Genomic DNA, 14,054 nt, shown 5'->3' on the forward strand with positions numbered 1-14,054 from the left:
GACGCCAGGAGGCGAACGCTTTTGAGTACGGGAAACGGAGCAGACTCCGCACCCGGCCACATATCCACCCCCGACACGACCCCCGCGGGCAAGCACCCCGGGGCACCTTCCGGCGGTAGCCGGGGGATGTTCAGCTCGCTGACCATCCGGAACTACCGGCTCTTCGCGGCCGGTCAGGTCGTCTCGAACACCGGCACCTGGATGCAGCGCATCGCGCAGGACTGGCTGGTCCTCTCCCTGACCGGCTCCGCATCCGCCGTCGGCATCACCATCGCCCTGCAGTTCCTGCCGATGCTGATGTTCGGCCTCTACGGAGGCGTACTCGCCGACCGGCTGCCGAAGCGGCCCCTGCTGGTCGTCACCCAGAGCGCGATGGGCCTGACCGGAATCGCCCTCGCCGTGCTCACCCTGGCGGGACACGTCGAGGTCTGGCACGTCTACCTCGCCGCCGTCCTGCTCGGCCTGATCACCGTCGTGGACAACCCGGCGCGGCAGACCTTCGTCCCCGAGATGGTCGGCAAGGCGCAGGTCGCCAACGCCGTCAGCCTGAACTCGGCCAACTTCCAGTCCGCGCGGCTGGTCGGCCCGGCGATCGCCGGTGTGCTGATCACCGCCGTCGGCTCCGGCTGGGCCTTCCTGCTGAACGGACTGTCCTTCGCCGCGCCCATCGCCGGTCTCCTGATGATGCGCACGGCCGAACTGCACCCCGTCGAGCCCCAGCCCCGCGCCAAGGGGCAGCTCCGCGAAGGCCTGCACTACGTCGCCGGCCGGCCGGAGCTGATCTGGCCGATCGTGCTCGTGGGCTTCATCGGCACCTTCGGGTTCAACTTCCCGATCTGGCTGTCGGCGTTCGTGAGCGACGTCTTCCACGGGGACGCGGGCACCTACGGGCTGTTCAACACCCTGATCGCGGCAGGCTCCCTGGCGGGCGCCCTGCTCGCGGCCCGGCGCGGCCACTCCCGGCTGCGGCTGCTGGTGGCGGCGGCCGTGCTCTTCTCGGGCCTGCTGCTCGTGACCGCCTTCGCACCCGGATTCTGGCTGTTCGCCGCGCTGCTCGTACCCATCGGGATCTTCGGTCTGACGGTCAACGTGACGGCGAACTCCAGCGTGCAGATGGCGACCGACCCCGAGATGCGGGGCCGGGTCATGGCCCTGTTCATGATGGTCTTCACCGGCGGCACCCCGCTGGGCGCCCCGCTGCTGGGCTGGATCACGGACACCTACGGCGCGCGGACCGGCATGGCCGCGGGCGGTGCGATCTCGCTGCTCGCCTCCGCGGCGATCGCGGTGGTCCTGGCCCGCGTAGGCAACCTCCGGCTGCGGGTGGACCGGCACGGGGTGGCGTTCGTCCCGGCGCCGCGCGCCCGCGAGCTGGTCACTGCCGCCTGACCCCGCCGGGCGCCTGCGGCGCGGCCTCTTGGGGTGGAGCCCCCGAGAGCCGCGCCGCGCCCGGGCACCCCGGCTAGGCTCGGCGGCATGAGACTGTTCGCCGCCGTCCTGCTGCCCGAAGAGGCCTTGGCCGAGCTGCGGGACGCCGTACGCCCGCTGCACGACGACCGGTTGAGGTGGACCGGCGAGCCCGGCTGGCACTTCACGCTCGCCTTCATGGGCGAGGTACGCGACGAGGTGCTCCCGGACCTGCACGCCCGGCTCGCCCGCGCCGCGGAGCACACCGAACCGTTCGCGCTCCGCCTGCACGGCGCCGGGCACTTCGGCAACCGCTCGCTGTGGATGGGCGCCGCCGGTGACCTCGACGCGATGCGGCTGCTCGCGGACCGGGCCGACGCCGCCGCCCGGCGGGCCGGGGTGCCCATGGAGCAGCACCGCCGCTACACCCCGCACCTCACCCTGGGCCGGTCCCGCGACGACGCGGTCCGGCTGCGCCCCTACCTGGACGCCCTCGCGGGCTTCGAGGGCACGCCCTGGCGGGTCGACACCCTCAGCCTCGTCCGCAGCAACCTGCCCGTCAGCGGCGTCCCCGGCGAACAGCCCCGCTACGAGACCGTCGGCTCCTGGCCGCTGGGCACCGGCCCGGACAGGACATAGCTCCTACGGACGCGAGGGCAGCCAGCCCTCCTGCACGGCGCGCACGCCCGCCTCGAAACGGCTGCGCGCGCCGAGCCGTTCCATCAGCTCGTTCGCGATGCGCCGGGCCGTGCGCGAGGACACCCCCAGCCGCTTGGCGATCGCGTCGTCCGTGTGCCCCTCCGCCAGCAGCCTGACCGCCGCCGACTGCTGGGCGGTCAGCCCGTCCGGCCCCAGTACGGCCACCTCCGCCAGCGGCTGCGCCGACGCCCACGTCGACTCGAAGAGCGCGCACAGGGCGACCAGCATCCCGTGTCCGGTCAGGACCACCGCGCCGGCCGCCGAGTCGTCGCTCACCGGGATCAGCGCGGTGGACCGGTCCACGATGAGCATCCGGGTCGGCAGCGACGGCGCCGTGCGGACCTGTCCGCCCAGCTCGGTGAGCCAGTTGGCGTGCTCGACGGAGTGCCGGCTGTTGCGCACGCTGTCCAGGTAGACCGTGCGCATGCGTATCCCGCGTTCGAGCAGGTCCTTGTTGAGCGGGCGCGAGGCGGCGATGTTCGACTCGGTCAGCGTGGCGTCGGGCGAGAAGGCGAGCAGTTCCTCCTTCGTCTCCCGGGTCAGCGCCACCAGCCGGTCGCGGACCGCGTCGAGGCCGATGAGCTGCTCGACGCCCGGGTGGCTGGCGGCGGGCCGCAGCTCGGAGTACTCGGAGATCAGCCGGGCCGCCGCCGCCCGCGACGCCTCCAGCCGCTGCTGCCGGGCGGCGAGTTCGGCCTGCCCCCGCGCCATCAGGATCTCCATGCCGATGTCCGGGGACACGGCCCGCAGCCGTCCGGCGTCGTCGGCCGACGGCTGGACCAGAGCGAGCTCACTGAGCAGGTCCAGGGCGGTGCGCACCTCGTCCTCGGTCGCGTCCACCGCGACCGCCAGTGCCGCGACACCCGCCGCGGGCTGAACGAGCATGGCCCGGTAGACGGCTTCGGCTCTGGCGTCGAGTCCCAGTTCGGTCAACACGCGTGTCCCCCAACCCCGTTGGCACTTCCGTCGCACGATCATCTCACCGTCGTCCCGGAAGCTGGCCAGAACCGTCCACGACCGCAAACGGCCAGCCCGATCGGCGTCCGGAACGGGCCGCACCGGGCGACCGTTGAGGGATGTACCTCGTCCATGCCCGTCTGCGTACGGCCCCTCCGGCGCATCTCCCCGACGACCTGCGTGAGGCGGCCCGCGCCGGCCTGGATCCCGGCGACCGGGTCGAGCACCTCGCCGTGCACCCGCAGTCCGCCGGGCACTTCACGCTCGGCTTCTACCTGGTGGCGGACTGCCTGGAGGAGGCCGAGCGCCGCGCCGAGTCCGCCTGCCGGCGCCTGCTCGCGGTGGGGGCGCTGCCACAAGCGCGGCTGCTGGGTGTCGGCGTACCGCTCATGCCGGTGCACCGGTGACCCGTGTCCGCATCCGTCCGGGGACGGTTTGGGCCAGCGGGAACCCCTTCTCCGTCTGCCGGACGGCGACTTAGCTGTGTCCCACCGGAACGGACGGCGCCACCGCGGGGCGCGGAACGAACCGGGTGACACCGCCACTCGACGAACCCGCCTCACGGCGCACGCGAAGGGACACCGATCGTCATGACGACCACCCGCATCCTCCAGGCCGCCGCGGTCGCCCTCCTCACCCTCGCCCTCGGGACCCCCGCCGTCGCCGCGCCGGCGCCGGCCGCCGAGCCGCCGGTCACCTCGACGAACGACATGGGCTGGCAGTAGCAGCCGGTATGAACCGAAGGCGATGGCCACCCCCGACATCAATACGGTGCTGGTGACTTCTACCAGGTCATCGCGGCCGCACGGGTACGCAGCAGCAGTGCGACCCAACTGCGGTACGGGGCCCAGCGGTCGCTGATCCCGGCGCGGGCCTGCGCATCGGTACCGATGCCGGAACGGCCGTAGGCCTCGGCCATCGCGGCGTGGAGCCGGCGTTCGTGGTGGGGGAAGACGTCCGGGTGCCCGGCTCCGCGGATGAGGACGAGCTCCGCGTAGAAGGGGCCGATGCCGGGCAGGGTCCGCAGGTGGGCGAGGGCGTCGTCCACCGGCATCGCGCGCAGCCGGGCGGCGTCGAGGTCGCCGGCGAGAGCCGCGTCGGCAAGGGCGCGCAGGCGCTCAGCCTTCACGTCGGGCAGGCCCGGAACCCGGCTGATGCCGCGCAGGACCAGCGGGGTGGGGAAGGCGTACAGCGACTCCCCGCCGACGACGACGCGCTGTCCGAGGCGCTCGGCGACGCGGGCCTTGATCGCGGCGGCCTGGACCATCCGGATGCGGTGGCCGATGACCGACCAGGCCGCGGCCTCGTACGGAGAGTGGAAGCACACCGGCCGCAGTCCCGGGTACGCCGCCATGAGCCCGGCCACGACGGGATCCTCCTCGGCGAGCCCGGGGAACCCGGCGCCGTCGACGTCGAGCGAGAGGATGCGGGCCAGTTGCGCCCGCGCCGCGCCCGGATCCCCGGTGACGTCCGCCTCGACGGCGGCCCCCGGGCCCAGCGCCTGCCTCACCTCCGCGCCCACCGTCGAGTGGCCGTCGTCGGCGGGGAAGGCCAGGCGCAGCACCGTGCCGTCCGGGGCGCCGCGGTACCCGGCGGGGGTGAAGCCCGCCAGGAAGCGCACGCTCGCCGCGAGGGAGAACGGCCCGCGCGGGGTGATGGCGGTGAGGGTGGTGGCGGTCATGGTCAGGCGTCGTGCGCGGTGACGGCGTAACCCTCGGGCCCGGTGAAGGTGAACATCCTGCCGAACGGGCCGTCCTCGGGCGCCTTCACGATGGGGACCCCGGCGGCCCGGAGCCTGTCGTGCAGACCCTGCGCGTCAGGGGTCCGGAACCACAGCGCGACCCCGAGACCGGGCCGCGGGGCGGCGTCGAGATCCACGCCCGGCAGCGGCTCGCGGACGGCGAAGGCGATCGGCTCGGTGGCGAACACCACCGCGTGGGGCGGCGAGACGGGCGCCCGGCGCAGTTCGAGGTGGTCCTCGTAGAAGGCGGCGGCCGCTTCCACGTCGCGCACCTGCAAGGCGATGAAGTCCGGCCCGCTGACGATGTCGGTATCGGTGCTGGTGCTGGTGTCGGTCATGCGTACTCCTCGGTCCACAGCCTCGCCCTATGTCAGGACTTTGACATGGGTGAAGTTAGACGTCGCCGCTCGCACATGTCAAACTCCTGACATGCATGACGACGTGACCGAACGCCTGGGGTACCGCCTCAAGCGCGCCGCCGCCGCACTGCGCGGTGCGATGGACAAGGCGCTGCGCGAGTACGGCCTGACCGTGCCGCAGTACGCCTGCCTCGAACTCCTCGACCAGCGCCCCGGGCTGTCCAACGCCGAGCTGGCCCGCGGCACCTTCGTCACGCGGCAGTCCATGAACGTCGTCCTGCGGGGACTGCAGGACGCCGGCCTCATCACCCGCCCGGCCACCACCGACCGCGGCCGCGCCCTGCCCGCCCACCTCACCGAGGAGGGCCACCGCCGTCTCGCGGCGGCGCGCTCCGCCGTCTACGCCATCGACCGGCGCATGTCCGAGGCCGTCCCGGAGCGCCGCCTCGCCGAGCTCCTCGCCGACCTCGACCGCATGGCGGCGGCGGTCGAGACGTGAGAACGGCCACGGCGCCGCCCCTCCGTGCGAGGGGCGGCGCCGGCCGCGTTAGTCTCGACGGGTGGATCCCAAGACCAGAAACCGTGTGATGGCCGGCGTGCTCGTACTGATGTTCGTCGTCGTGGCCGTGGCCGCGGCCGTCGGCCAGTAGCAGCCGGGCACCGCTACCGGGCGAACGCCTCCGGCGACGCGACCGTGCGCGTCGTCGCACGAACGGGCGGCTGCGCGGGCAGCTCTTGCCTGGAGTGGACTCGAAGCAGTTGGCTTGTGCCTCATGAAGTACACGCAGCTCGGACGCACCGGACTCAAGGTCAGCCGACTTGTACTCGGCACGATGAACTTCGGTCCGCAGACAGACGAACCGACCAGCCACGGAATCCTGGACGCCGCCCTCGACGCGGGTCTGAATTTCGTGGACACCGCCAATGTGTACGGGTGGGGCGAGAACAAGGGCCGCACCGAGGAGATCATCGGCACGTGGTTCGCGCAGGGCGGCGGCCGGCGCGAGAAGACGGTCCTGGCCACCAAGGTCTACGGCTCCATGTCCCGCGAGGGTGAGACCTGGCCGAACGAGGACCGGCTGTCGGCGCTGAACATCCGCCGGGCCGTCGAGGCCAGCCTCAAGCGGCTCCACACCGACCACATCGACGTCTACCAGTTCCACCACATCGACCGCCGGACCCCCTTCGAGGAGATCTGGCAGGCCGTCGACGTCCTGATCCAGCAGGGCAAGATCCTCTACGCGGGCTCCTCCAACTTCCCCGGCTACAAGATCGCCCAGGCCAACGAGACGGCCGCCCGGCGCGGGATGGTCGGCCTGGTCAGCGAGCAGTGCCTGTACAACCTCGCCGAGCGGCGGGCCGAGATGGAGGTCATCCCGGCGGCCCAGGACTACGGCCTCGGGGTCATCCCCTGGTCCCCGCTGCACGGCGGCCTCCTGGGCGGGGTCATCAAGAAGGAAGTCGAGGGCGGCCGCCGCGCCTCGGGACGGTCCGCGGACGCGCTGGCCAACAGCAAGGTACGGGCGCAGGTGCAGGCGTACGAGGACCTTCTCGACAAGCACGGCCTGGAGCCCGGCGAGGCCGCGCTGGCCTGGCTGCTCACCCGGCCGGGGGTGACGGGCCCCATCGTCGGCCCGCGCACCACCGAGCAGCTGGAAAGTGCGCTGCGCGCGCTGGAACTGGAGCTGAGCGAGGAGGTGCTGGCCGGGCTGGACGAGATCTTCCCCGGGCCGGGGCCGTCCCCGGAGGCCTTCGCCTGGTGATCCAGCGGCATCTCGGCCGTCGCCCCCTTCCCACGGGGGCGGCGGCCCTGGCGTCCGGTCAGGGCCCCGCCGTGAAAAGCGTGTTACAGCCCCTGGTACGGGCCGCCGATGCCCCAGGCCTGGTGGAGGGCGGCCGCGAACTCCCCCGCGAGGCGGTGCTCGCCCGAGGCGTTGGGGTGGGTGCCGTCGTAGGTGTCGTGGTGGATGTCGTACGACTGCGGGCGCGCGGCCAGCAGGATCGGCGAGGCGTCGGTCGTCAGATCGGCCACCGCCTTCGCCAGGAGCTCGTTGAAGCGGGCCACCTCGGCCGCGAACGGCGCGTCCTCCTCGGCCCGGACGTTCGGGATGACGGGGAGGAGGACCATCCGGACGGCCGGACGGGCCTCGCGCGCGGCCGCGATGAAGCGGCGGACGTTGGCGGCGGTCTCGTCGGCCTTGGTGTAGAAGCCGAGGTCTATCAGGCCGAGGGAGACCAGCAGGACGTCGGCCCGGCCCGCACGGGCCGCGGGGCCGATCAGGGGCGCCATGTGCTGCCAGCCCTCGCCCCAGCCGGCCAGGTGGCGGCGGGCGTCCGTCGGGAAGCCCGGGTCGGCGTACTCGTGGCTGGTGGGCGCGTCGGCGGAGGTGTCGTACAGCTCGCTGCGCGGGCCGACGATCGAGAAGGGGCCGCCGAAGGTCGCACCCAGGTGCTGCCACATCCGGTAGCGCCAGGTGTAGTCGCCGGCGCGTCCGATGGTCATGGAGTCGCCGACGAACATGAAACGCATCCGGTCATCATCGCGGATCACGCGACAGGAGCATCTGTGATGCCTGACACGCGGTCCGGCCTGGCAGGCTTGGGGGATGCGCCTGCTGCCGGTCTCGTCCGCCTCCGCCGCCCTCGTTCTCGCCCTGCTGCCGACGGCGGCCCTCGCGGCGGGGGGCACCGGGGCGTCGTCGTTCACGATCAGCGATCCGCGGATCAAGGAATCGAGCGGGCTGGCGGCCAGCCGGATCCACCCCGGCGTGTACTGGACGCACAACGACAGCGACGACGGCCCGTACGTCTACGCGGTGGACTCGGCGTCCGGCAGGACGGTGGCCCGGGTCACGCTGACCGGGATCGGGAAGCCGCGCGACGTCGAGGCGATCTCGCTGGGACCGGACGGGCAGTTGTACGTCGGTGACATCGGGGACAACCGGGACGGCACCTGGGACCACGTCTGGATCTACCGGTTCCCGGAGCCGAAGGAGCTGGTCGACACCACGGTCAAGGCCGCGCAGTTCACGGTGCGGTACGCGGACGGGCCGCGGAACGCGGAGGCGCTGATGGTGCATCCGGTGACGGGCCGGGTGTACATCGCGAGCAAGAACGAGAGCAAGGGCGGGCTCTACGAGGGTCCGGAGCAGCTGTCGGCGAGCGGGACGAACGTGTTCCGGCGGGTCGCGGACGTGCCGTGGGTGACGGACGGGGCGTTCTCCCCCGACGGGAGCCGGCTGGCCCTGCGGGGTTACTTCACGGCCCGTACGTACCCGTGGAAGGACGGCCGGCCGGAGGGAGAGGGCGAGCGGGTGAGCGCGCCGTGGCAGGGGCAGGCGGAGTCGGTGACGTACGCGGCGGACGGGTCGGCGCTGATGTTCGGCTCCGAGGGCGCCGACAGCCGTGTCATCGCGGTCCCGCTGTCCGCGGCGGCTCCCGCCGACTCCGCCTCGCCGCAGCCCGGCGCCCCCGCGGAGGCGGCCCCGCCCCCGGGGCCGCCCGGCAGCTTCACCAAGGGGGCCCTGGTCCTGGCGGCCGCCCTGGCCCTGACCCTCGCCGCGAAACGCCTCTTCCGCCGCCGCGGCTCCGCCGAATAGCCCTGCGGGCCGCCTGCGGGGGCTCCGCCCCAGACCCCGCGCGTCAAACGCCGGCGGGGCTGAAATTGCCCTGCTGGCAATCCAGCCCCGCCGGCGTTTGAGGCGCGGGGGTTCGGGGGCGGAGCCCCCGACAGCGGCGCGGCGCGGCCGGTTACTCCTCGCGGATCGGGATGCGGCCGTTCAGCGGGGTGCTGGGTGCCGAGCCATCCGAGCCTGCACGACCGGCGGAGCCGTCGGTCTGCTGGGACATCGACGCCAGGAGCTGGCGGGCCACGCCCAGGCCCGTACCGCCCATCGTGAGCGCCTTCGCGAACATCTCCGACATGCCCTCCGCCCCGTTCAGCAGGACCATGTGCTCCACGTTCCCGAAGGCCCCCGCGCCCGCCTCCACGATCGCCGGCCAGTTCTCGGCCAGCTGCTGCGCGACCACCGCCTCCTGGTTCTCCGCGAGGGCCGCCGCCCGTGCCTTGATCGCTTCCGCCTCGGCGAGACCCTTCGCCTTCGCCGACGCGGCTTCCGCGAGACCCCGGGCCTGCGTGGCCGCCGCCTCCGCCTCACCCGTGGCCCGGGTCGCGGTCGCCGCCGCGATACCCCGGGCCTCCGTGGCCTTGGCGTCGGCCGCGGCCGCCGTCGTCACCCGCGTGGCCTCCGCGGCAGCCGCCAGCTCCGTCTCCTTCGCCTTGGCCTGCGCCGCCGAGATCCGGGCGTCGCGCTCGGCCTCCGCCCGGGTCCGCGTCTCGTACGCCGCCGCGTCCGCGGGCTTGCGTACGTCCGCCTGCAGCTGCTGCTCGCGCCGGTGCGCCTCCAGCTCCGCGACCCGGGTCTCCTGCACGACGACTTCCTGACGCGCGGCCGCCTCCGACAGCGGACCCGCCTGCCGTGCCGTCGCCGCGGCCTTGTCCCGCTCGGCCTGGTAGCCGGCCTGGAGGATCTCGCTGTCGCGGGTGGCCTCCGACATCCGGGCGAACGCGGCCTGTTCGGCCTCGGTCGCCAGCCGGTTCGCCTCGGCCTGCGCGATCCGCGCGTCCCGCTGCACGGCGGCCGCGTGCGGCATCGCCAGGTTCTTGATGTAGCCCGTCGGGTCCTCGATCTCGTGGATCTGGAGCGAGTCGACGATCAGGCCCAGCTTCTCCATCTCGGTACCGCAGGCGGCCCGGGTCTGCCCGGTCAGCTTCTCCCGGTCCCGGATCATGTCCTCGACCGTCAACCCGCCCACGATGGAGCGAAGATGACCGGCGAAGACGATGTGCACCCGCTCGGGCATCATCTTCTGCTGGTCCAGGAAACGGCGCGCGGCGTTGGCGATGGACACGAAGTCGTCGCCGATCTTGAAGATCACCACGCCCTTGACCCGCAGCGGGATGCCCTGGTGGGTCACGCAGTCCACGTTCAGCTGCGTCTCGTTGAGGTCCAGTGACAGCTTCCGCACCGCCTGCACCCCGGGCAGGACCAGCGTCCCGCGCCCGGTGACGATCCGGAACCCCATGCCCTCGCCGATGCCCTCGGTCTTGTGCGCGGAACCGGAGATGACGAGCGCCTCGTTGGGTTCGGCCACCCGCCACATGAGCTTGAACAGGCCGATCAAAGTCGCAATTGCGGCGAGAACGACTCCCGCCACGACGCCGATAGCCATCGGCAACGCCCCCTTATCGCGGTGCCGTTCGACACCGACGAGGGCGAGTCTGCGCCTGACGGGCACCGGCGGGAAGAGGTGCGCGAAGTCTTGTCGCCATCTTGATACGCACAGGTCGGACGAGGGGTCAGTTGTCGTACGCCGCCATCACGTACACCGTGCGCGGCGGCAGGTACTCGACGACCGTCACCACCGTCCCGACGGCCAGCCGGCCGGTGCCCTGGACGGGGTACGCGAGGAAGTGCTCGGCGCCGCCCCGGATCCGTACGATCACCTCGCCGACCAGACCCGGCCCGACCGTCCCGGTCACCCGTCCGGCCATCCCCACCATGTCCACGCCCTCGTCCCCCATGGCCCGAGGGTACGCCGCCGCGTCGGCCCGCCGGGGCTCCGCCGGGGAGGCCGGCCCGCAGAGGCTACGAGTGGCCCAGGTCCGCGGCGGGGAGGTCCGAGACGGGGACCGAGCCGGTGTCGGGGGCCGGGCGCAGGAGGAACTCGTCCGAGGCCATCGAGTCGAGCACCGGCGGCGCCGGCCGCAGCGGAGCCGGCATGACCGCGGCCTCGGAGTGCCCGCCGCAGCCGTACGACAGGGAGACCAGCCGGCCGTCCGCCGGGCTGAACTCGTTCGCGCAGACGCCGAAGGCCTGGCCCAGCGAGCCGCCGATCGCGACCAGGAAGCCGCAGGAGACGCACGACGCGGGCGCCGCCTGCGCCATCGGGGTCTTCGCGCCGAACGACTCGTCCCAGCGGTCGGCGGCGGTGTGCAGCCCGTACCGCGACAGCACGCGGGCGCGCCGCATGCCCAGCTCCTCGGCGACCGAGGTGATGGAGCCGCGCACCGGGACCACCGTGCGGTCGGTGACGTCGGCGTCCTCCGCCTCGACCAGTTCGGCCATCTCGGTGGAGACCATCGAGTTCGGCGGCGGGGTGTCCTCGCCCGACCAGCCCGGCTCCAGGCGCAGGTCGTCGGAGTCGGTGGGGAGCAGGTCGCCGGGGCCCATGTCGCCGGGGCGCAGCCGCTCGCTCCACGGCACCCACTCGGGGGCGAGCAGGGCGTCGTCGCCGGGCAGGAGCACCGTTTCGTCGAGGGTGACGTTCTTCGCGCGGGAGGCGCGGGTCACGGTGACGGCCCAGCGCCAGCCCCGGTAGCCCGGTTCCTTGGACTCGAAGAAGTGCGTGACGACCCGGTCACCTTCCGCCACGGCGGAGACGTGTGCGCCCACCACACCGGGGAAGGCGGCCTCCTCGGCCGCCGCGCGGGCGAGTTCTACCGCCTCGACGCACAGACGGTCGGGGGTACGGGGGGTACGGCTTCGCGTCGTCGCAGCACTCACTGGTCTCGTTCTCTCCTACGCCGTCTCACGAGTGCGCCGTCCGTACTGTCGTCCACAACGACCCGTCGGTCCTGTCCGTACGTGGAGCGGGCGGAGCGGACCAGAGGGCCGCGTCGACGTCCGCACCCGATCGGACTCCGGGCGCACCTTTATGCGATCCATTCTGCGGGATCGCGAAGAGGCGCGCGGCCAAGAGCAACCGCCGGTGGCGCGCTACGCACGCTACCTCCTCCGAAGCCTTGGGCCCACATGCAAGGTCCGATTCGCGGACAAGCCCACGAGTGGGGGCGCGTCCGCGACGCGCCGGGAGGGGTTCCGCCGGGCCCGGTGGGGCACTATGGCCAGGTGGCACCCGTACGGTCGTCCGGCGACGGCTCGGGACCGGTCAGACGGGCCGGCCGGGCCCTGGGGCGTGCCCTGCACCTGCCGTTCACCGGTACGGCGCGCGGCATCCGGCGGGCCACGCACGCGCACGGGGCTGGTGAATCGGGCCTCGGCAAGCTGATCGAGCTGCACGCCATCAACGGCGCCGGCGATGTGATGATCACAGTGGCGCTGGCCTCGACGGTCTTCTTCTCCGTACCCACGGACGAGGCACGCGGCCGGGTGGCCCTGTACCTGGGGATCACGATGCTCCCCTTCACCCTGCTGGCCCCGGTGATCGGGCCGCTGCTGGACCGGTTGCCACACGGGCGGCGGGCGGCGATGGCGGCCGCGATGCTGGCCCGGGCACTGCTGGCGCTGATGATGTCGGGCGCGGTGGCCACGGGCGGGCTGGAGCTGTATCCGGCGGCGCTGGGGGTGCTGGTCGCGTCCAAGTCGTACGGAGTGGTGCGCAGCGCCGTGGTCCCGCGCCTCCTCCCGCCCGGATTCCCACTCGTCAAGGCGAACTCCCGGGTCACGCTGGCCGGCCTGCTGGCCACGGGCGCGGCGGCGCCGGTGGGCGCCGCGCTGCACCTGATCGGGCCGGAGTGGCCGCTGTACGGAGCCTGCATGATCTTCGTCTGGGGCACCGTCGCGGCGTTCACGCTGCCGCACAAGGTGGACGAGGCCAAGGGCGAGCGGCGGGCCCGGCTCTCCACGCACGAGGCGCACTCGAAGCGGCCGGGGCTGCGGACGGTCAGCCGCTCGGTCCTGTGCGGCCTGCTGGCGAACGCCTCGATGCGCGCGCTGTCCGGCTTCCTGATCTTCTTCCTGGCGTTCCTGCTGCGCGAGCACCCCCTGGCGGGGCAGAGCGCGGCGGTGTCGCTGGGGATCGTGGGCGTCTCGGCGGGCGTCGGGAACGCGTGCGGCACGGCGGTGGGCGCGTGGCTGCGGGCCAGGGCGCCCGAGGCGATCGTCGCGGCGGTACTGAGCCTGACCCTCGCGGTCGCGATCCTGGCGGCGGCCTTCTTCAGCGGCCTCATGATGGCCGTGCTGGCCGCCACGGCGGGCTTCTGCCAGGCGCTGGCGAAACTGTCACTGGACGCGATGATCCAGCGGGACGTCCCGGAGGCGGTACGCAATTCCGCCTTCGCCCGGTCGGAGACGCTGCTCCAGGTGGCGTGGGTGCTCGGCGGCGCGATCGGCATCGTCCTGCCGCTGAACGGCGTCCTGGGCATGTCGGTGGCCGCGGCCATGGTCGCCCTGGGCACCACGATGGCCTTCCGCGGCCTCCTGGGAGCCCCCCGCCACCACCACCCGGGCACCTCCCGCCCCCGGGTGGCCTGAAGTCCGGGGCGGTGCCCGGAGAACGGCGCCGCACCGTGCGACCCGCGCCACAGCAGGTCAGTGGTACCCCATGCAGCGGCGCGGCCCGGCGGCCCGATAGCCTTCGGCTCATGACCGCACCGCTTATCCCGGGTAGGGCCCGCCGCAGCGTCGCGGCCCTCGGAGCCGTTTCCGCCGGCTTCCTCCTCCTCTCCGCATGCGGAGACAAGCCGACGCCCCTGGCCACCGTGACGGTCGGCACCTCGACGGTGTCCGCCGAGGCCGCCTGCCAAGAAGGCAACGAGCCGCTCACGATGGAGAGGCTCCAGGAGTGCCTCACCGAGGCGAAGAAGGCCAAGACCGTCGAGTACGGGCGGGGTGACACCCTGCGTCTCGGGGTCGAGCCCGAGGTCGTCGAGGGCGGCAAGAAGTGGCAGGCGGTCCTGGACGGCCAGCAGATCACCGAGCCGTCCGAGAACACCTACCGCAGCTTCCCGGGCGCCGACGTCTTCGCCACCGGCGGCCAGGGCGAGGCCCCCGCCTCGAAGAAGCTGGCCATCGTCCAGCTCGGCGAGGACGGCAAGCCGACCTCCGTCTGGACCTTCAACCTCAAGCTCAAGTAACCGGACGCCACCG

Annotated in this window: 16 protein-coding genes; 9 read left to right on the forward strand and 7 right to left on the reverse strand. The window is 72.9% G+C overall.

Going from position 1 to position 14,054, the window contains the following annotated elements:
• Nucleotides 1-21: 21 nt before the first annotated feature.
• Together ACFYOB_RS24990 and thpR are read left to right on the forward strand one after the other, a co-directional pair.
• The gene (locus ACFYOB_RS24990; RefSeq protein WP_388562950.1) at nucleotides 22-1,389 is read left to right on the forward strand and encodes an MFS transporter; all 1,368 of its coding nucleotides are present in this window, start codon (nucleotides 22-24) and stop codon (nucleotides 1,387-1,389) included.
• An 87-nt stretch (nucleotides 1,390-1,476) separates the two neighbouring features.
• Complete coding sequence (gene thpR / locus ACFYOB_RS24995) at nucleotides 1,477-2,046, forward strand: RNA 2',3'-cyclic phosphodiesterase (protein WP_388562951.1); 570 nt, start codon at nucleotides 1,477-1,479, stop codon at nucleotides 2,044-2,046.
• A 3-nt stretch (nucleotides 2,047-2,049) separates the two neighbouring features.
• Here thpR and ACFYOB_RS25000 read toward each other — a convergent pair whose 3' ends face one another.
• Entirely contained in the window at nucleotides 2,050-3,042 is a 993-nt protein-coding gene (locus ACFYOB_RS25000) for a helix-turn-helix domain-containing protein (RefSeq protein ID WP_388562953.1), read from the reverse strand.
• Nucleotides 3,043-3,182: 140 nt separating this feature from the next.
• Between ACFYOB_RS25000 and ACFYOB_RS25005 the strand changes: the two genes are divergently transcribed.
• Nucleotides 3,183-3,470, forward strand: a complete 288-nt coding sequence (locus tag ACFYOB_RS25005; RefSeq protein ID WP_388562955.1) for a hypothetical protein — start codon at nucleotides 3,183-3,185, stop codon at nucleotides 3,468-3,470.
• A gap of 183 nt (nucleotides 3,471-3,653) precedes the next feature.
• Nucleotides 3,654-3,788 carry a hypothetical protein gene (locus ACFYOB_RS25010; protein ID WP_388562956.1) on the forward strand — a complete coding sequence of 45 codons (135 nt, stop codon included), beginning with the start codon at nucleotides 3,654-3,656 and terminating at the stop codon, nucleotides 3,786-3,788.
• Nucleotides 3,789-3,847: 59 nt separating this feature from the next.
• Here the strand turns inward: ACFYOB_RS25010 and ACFYOB_RS25015 are convergent, their stop codons facing one another.
• Both ACFYOB_RS25015 and ACFYOB_RS25020 read right to left on the reverse strand, forming a co-directional pair.
• On the reverse strand, nucleotides 3,848-4,744 hold the full coding sequence (locus ACFYOB_RS25015) for a DNA-3-methyladenine glycosylase family protein (RefSeq protein WP_388562958.1): 897 nt from the start codon (nucleotides 4,742-4,744) through the stop codon (nucleotides 3,848-3,850).
• Nucleotides 4,745-4,746: 2 nt separating this feature from the next.
• A complete protein-coding gene (locus ACFYOB_RS25020) occupies nucleotides 4,747-5,142 on the reverse strand; it encodes a VOC family protein (protein ID WP_388562960.1) in 396 nt (131 codons plus the stop codon).
• A 91-nt stretch (nucleotides 5,143-5,233) separates the two neighbouring features.
• Between ACFYOB_RS25020 and ACFYOB_RS25025 the strand changes: the two genes are divergently transcribed.
• A complete protein-coding gene (locus ACFYOB_RS25025; protein ID WP_388562962.1) occupies nucleotides 5,234-5,662 on the forward strand; it encodes a MarR family winged helix-turn-helix transcriptional regulator in 429 nt (142 codons plus the stop codon).
• 274 nt (nucleotides 5,663-5,936) lie between these two features.
• Nucleotides 5,937-6,926, forward strand: a complete 990-nt coding sequence (locus ACFYOB_RS25030) for an aldo/keto reductase (protein ID WP_388562964.1) — start codon at nucleotides 5,937-5,939, stop codon at nucleotides 6,924-6,926.
• 83 nt (nucleotides 6,927-7,009) lie between these two features.
• On the opposite strand, the gene ACFYOB_RS25035 is transcribed toward ACFYOB_RS25030, so the two are convergent.
• Nucleotides 7,010-7,693, reverse strand: coding sequence for a GDSL-type esterase/lipase family protein (locus ACFYOB_RS25035; protein ID WP_388562966.1), 684 nt, complete (start codon nucleotides 7,691-7,693; stop codon nucleotides 7,010-7,012).
• A gap of 76 nt (nucleotides 7,694-7,769) precedes the next feature.
• Between ACFYOB_RS25035 and ACFYOB_RS25040 the strand changes: the two genes are divergently transcribed.
• Nucleotides 7,770-8,762 carry a WD40 repeat domain-containing protein gene (locus tag ACFYOB_RS25040; protein ID WP_388562968.1) on the forward strand — a complete coding sequence of 331 codons (993 nt, stop codon included), beginning with the start codon at nucleotides 7,770-7,772 and terminating at the stop codon, nucleotides 8,760-8,762.
• Between the two features lie 151 nt (nucleotides 8,763-8,913).
• On the opposite strand, the gene ACFYOB_RS25045 is transcribed toward ACFYOB_RS25040, so the two are convergent.
• The 3 genes from ACFYOB_RS25045 to ACFYOB_RS25055 all read right to left on the reverse strand — a co-directional run bounded on the left by ACFYOB_RS25045 (nucleotide 8,914) and on the right by ACFYOB_RS25055 (nucleotide 11,729).
• Nucleotides 8,914-10,395, reverse strand: a complete 1,482-nt coding sequence (locus ACFYOB_RS25045) for an SPFH domain-containing protein (RefSeq protein WP_388562970.1) — start codon at nucleotides 10,393-10,395, stop codon at nucleotides 8,914-8,916.
• A gap of 127 nt (nucleotides 10,396-10,522) precedes the next feature.
• Nucleotides 10,523-10,747 (reverse strand): hypothetical protein, encoded by a 225-nt coding sequence (locus tag ACFYOB_RS25050; protein ID WP_388562972.1) that lies wholly within the window; start codon nucleotides 10,745-10,747, stop codon nucleotides 10,523-10,525.
• Nucleotides 10,748-10,811: 64 nt separating this feature from the next.
• Nucleotides 10,812-11,729, reverse strand: coding sequence for a DUF3027 domain-containing protein (locus ACFYOB_RS25055; RefSeq protein WP_388562974.1), 918 nt, complete (start codon nucleotides 11,727-11,729; stop codon nucleotides 10,812-10,814).
• A 345-nt stretch (nucleotides 11,730-12,074) separates the two neighbouring features.
• Between ACFYOB_RS25055 and ACFYOB_RS25060 the strand changes: the two genes are divergently transcribed.
• On the forward strand, nucleotides 12,075-13,439 hold the full coding sequence (locus ACFYOB_RS25060; RefSeq protein ID WP_388562976.1) for an MFS transporter: 1,365 nt from the start codon (nucleotides 12,075-12,077) through the stop codon (nucleotides 13,437-13,439).
• Nucleotides 13,440-13,549: 110 nt separating this feature from the next.
• Nucleotides 13,550-14,041: a DUF2771 domain-containing protein gene (locus tag ACFYOB_RS25065; protein WP_388562978.1), complete on the forward strand. Its 492-nt coding sequence runs from the start codon at nucleotides 13,550-13,552 to the stop codon at nucleotides 14,039-14,041.
• Nucleotides 14,042-14,054: the final 13 nt, after the last annotated feature.

The organism is Streptomyces sp. NPDC006463 (assembly GCF_042870715.1).
Lineage (GTDB): Bacteria > Actinomycetota > Actinomycetes > Streptomycetales > Streptomycetaceae > Streptomyces.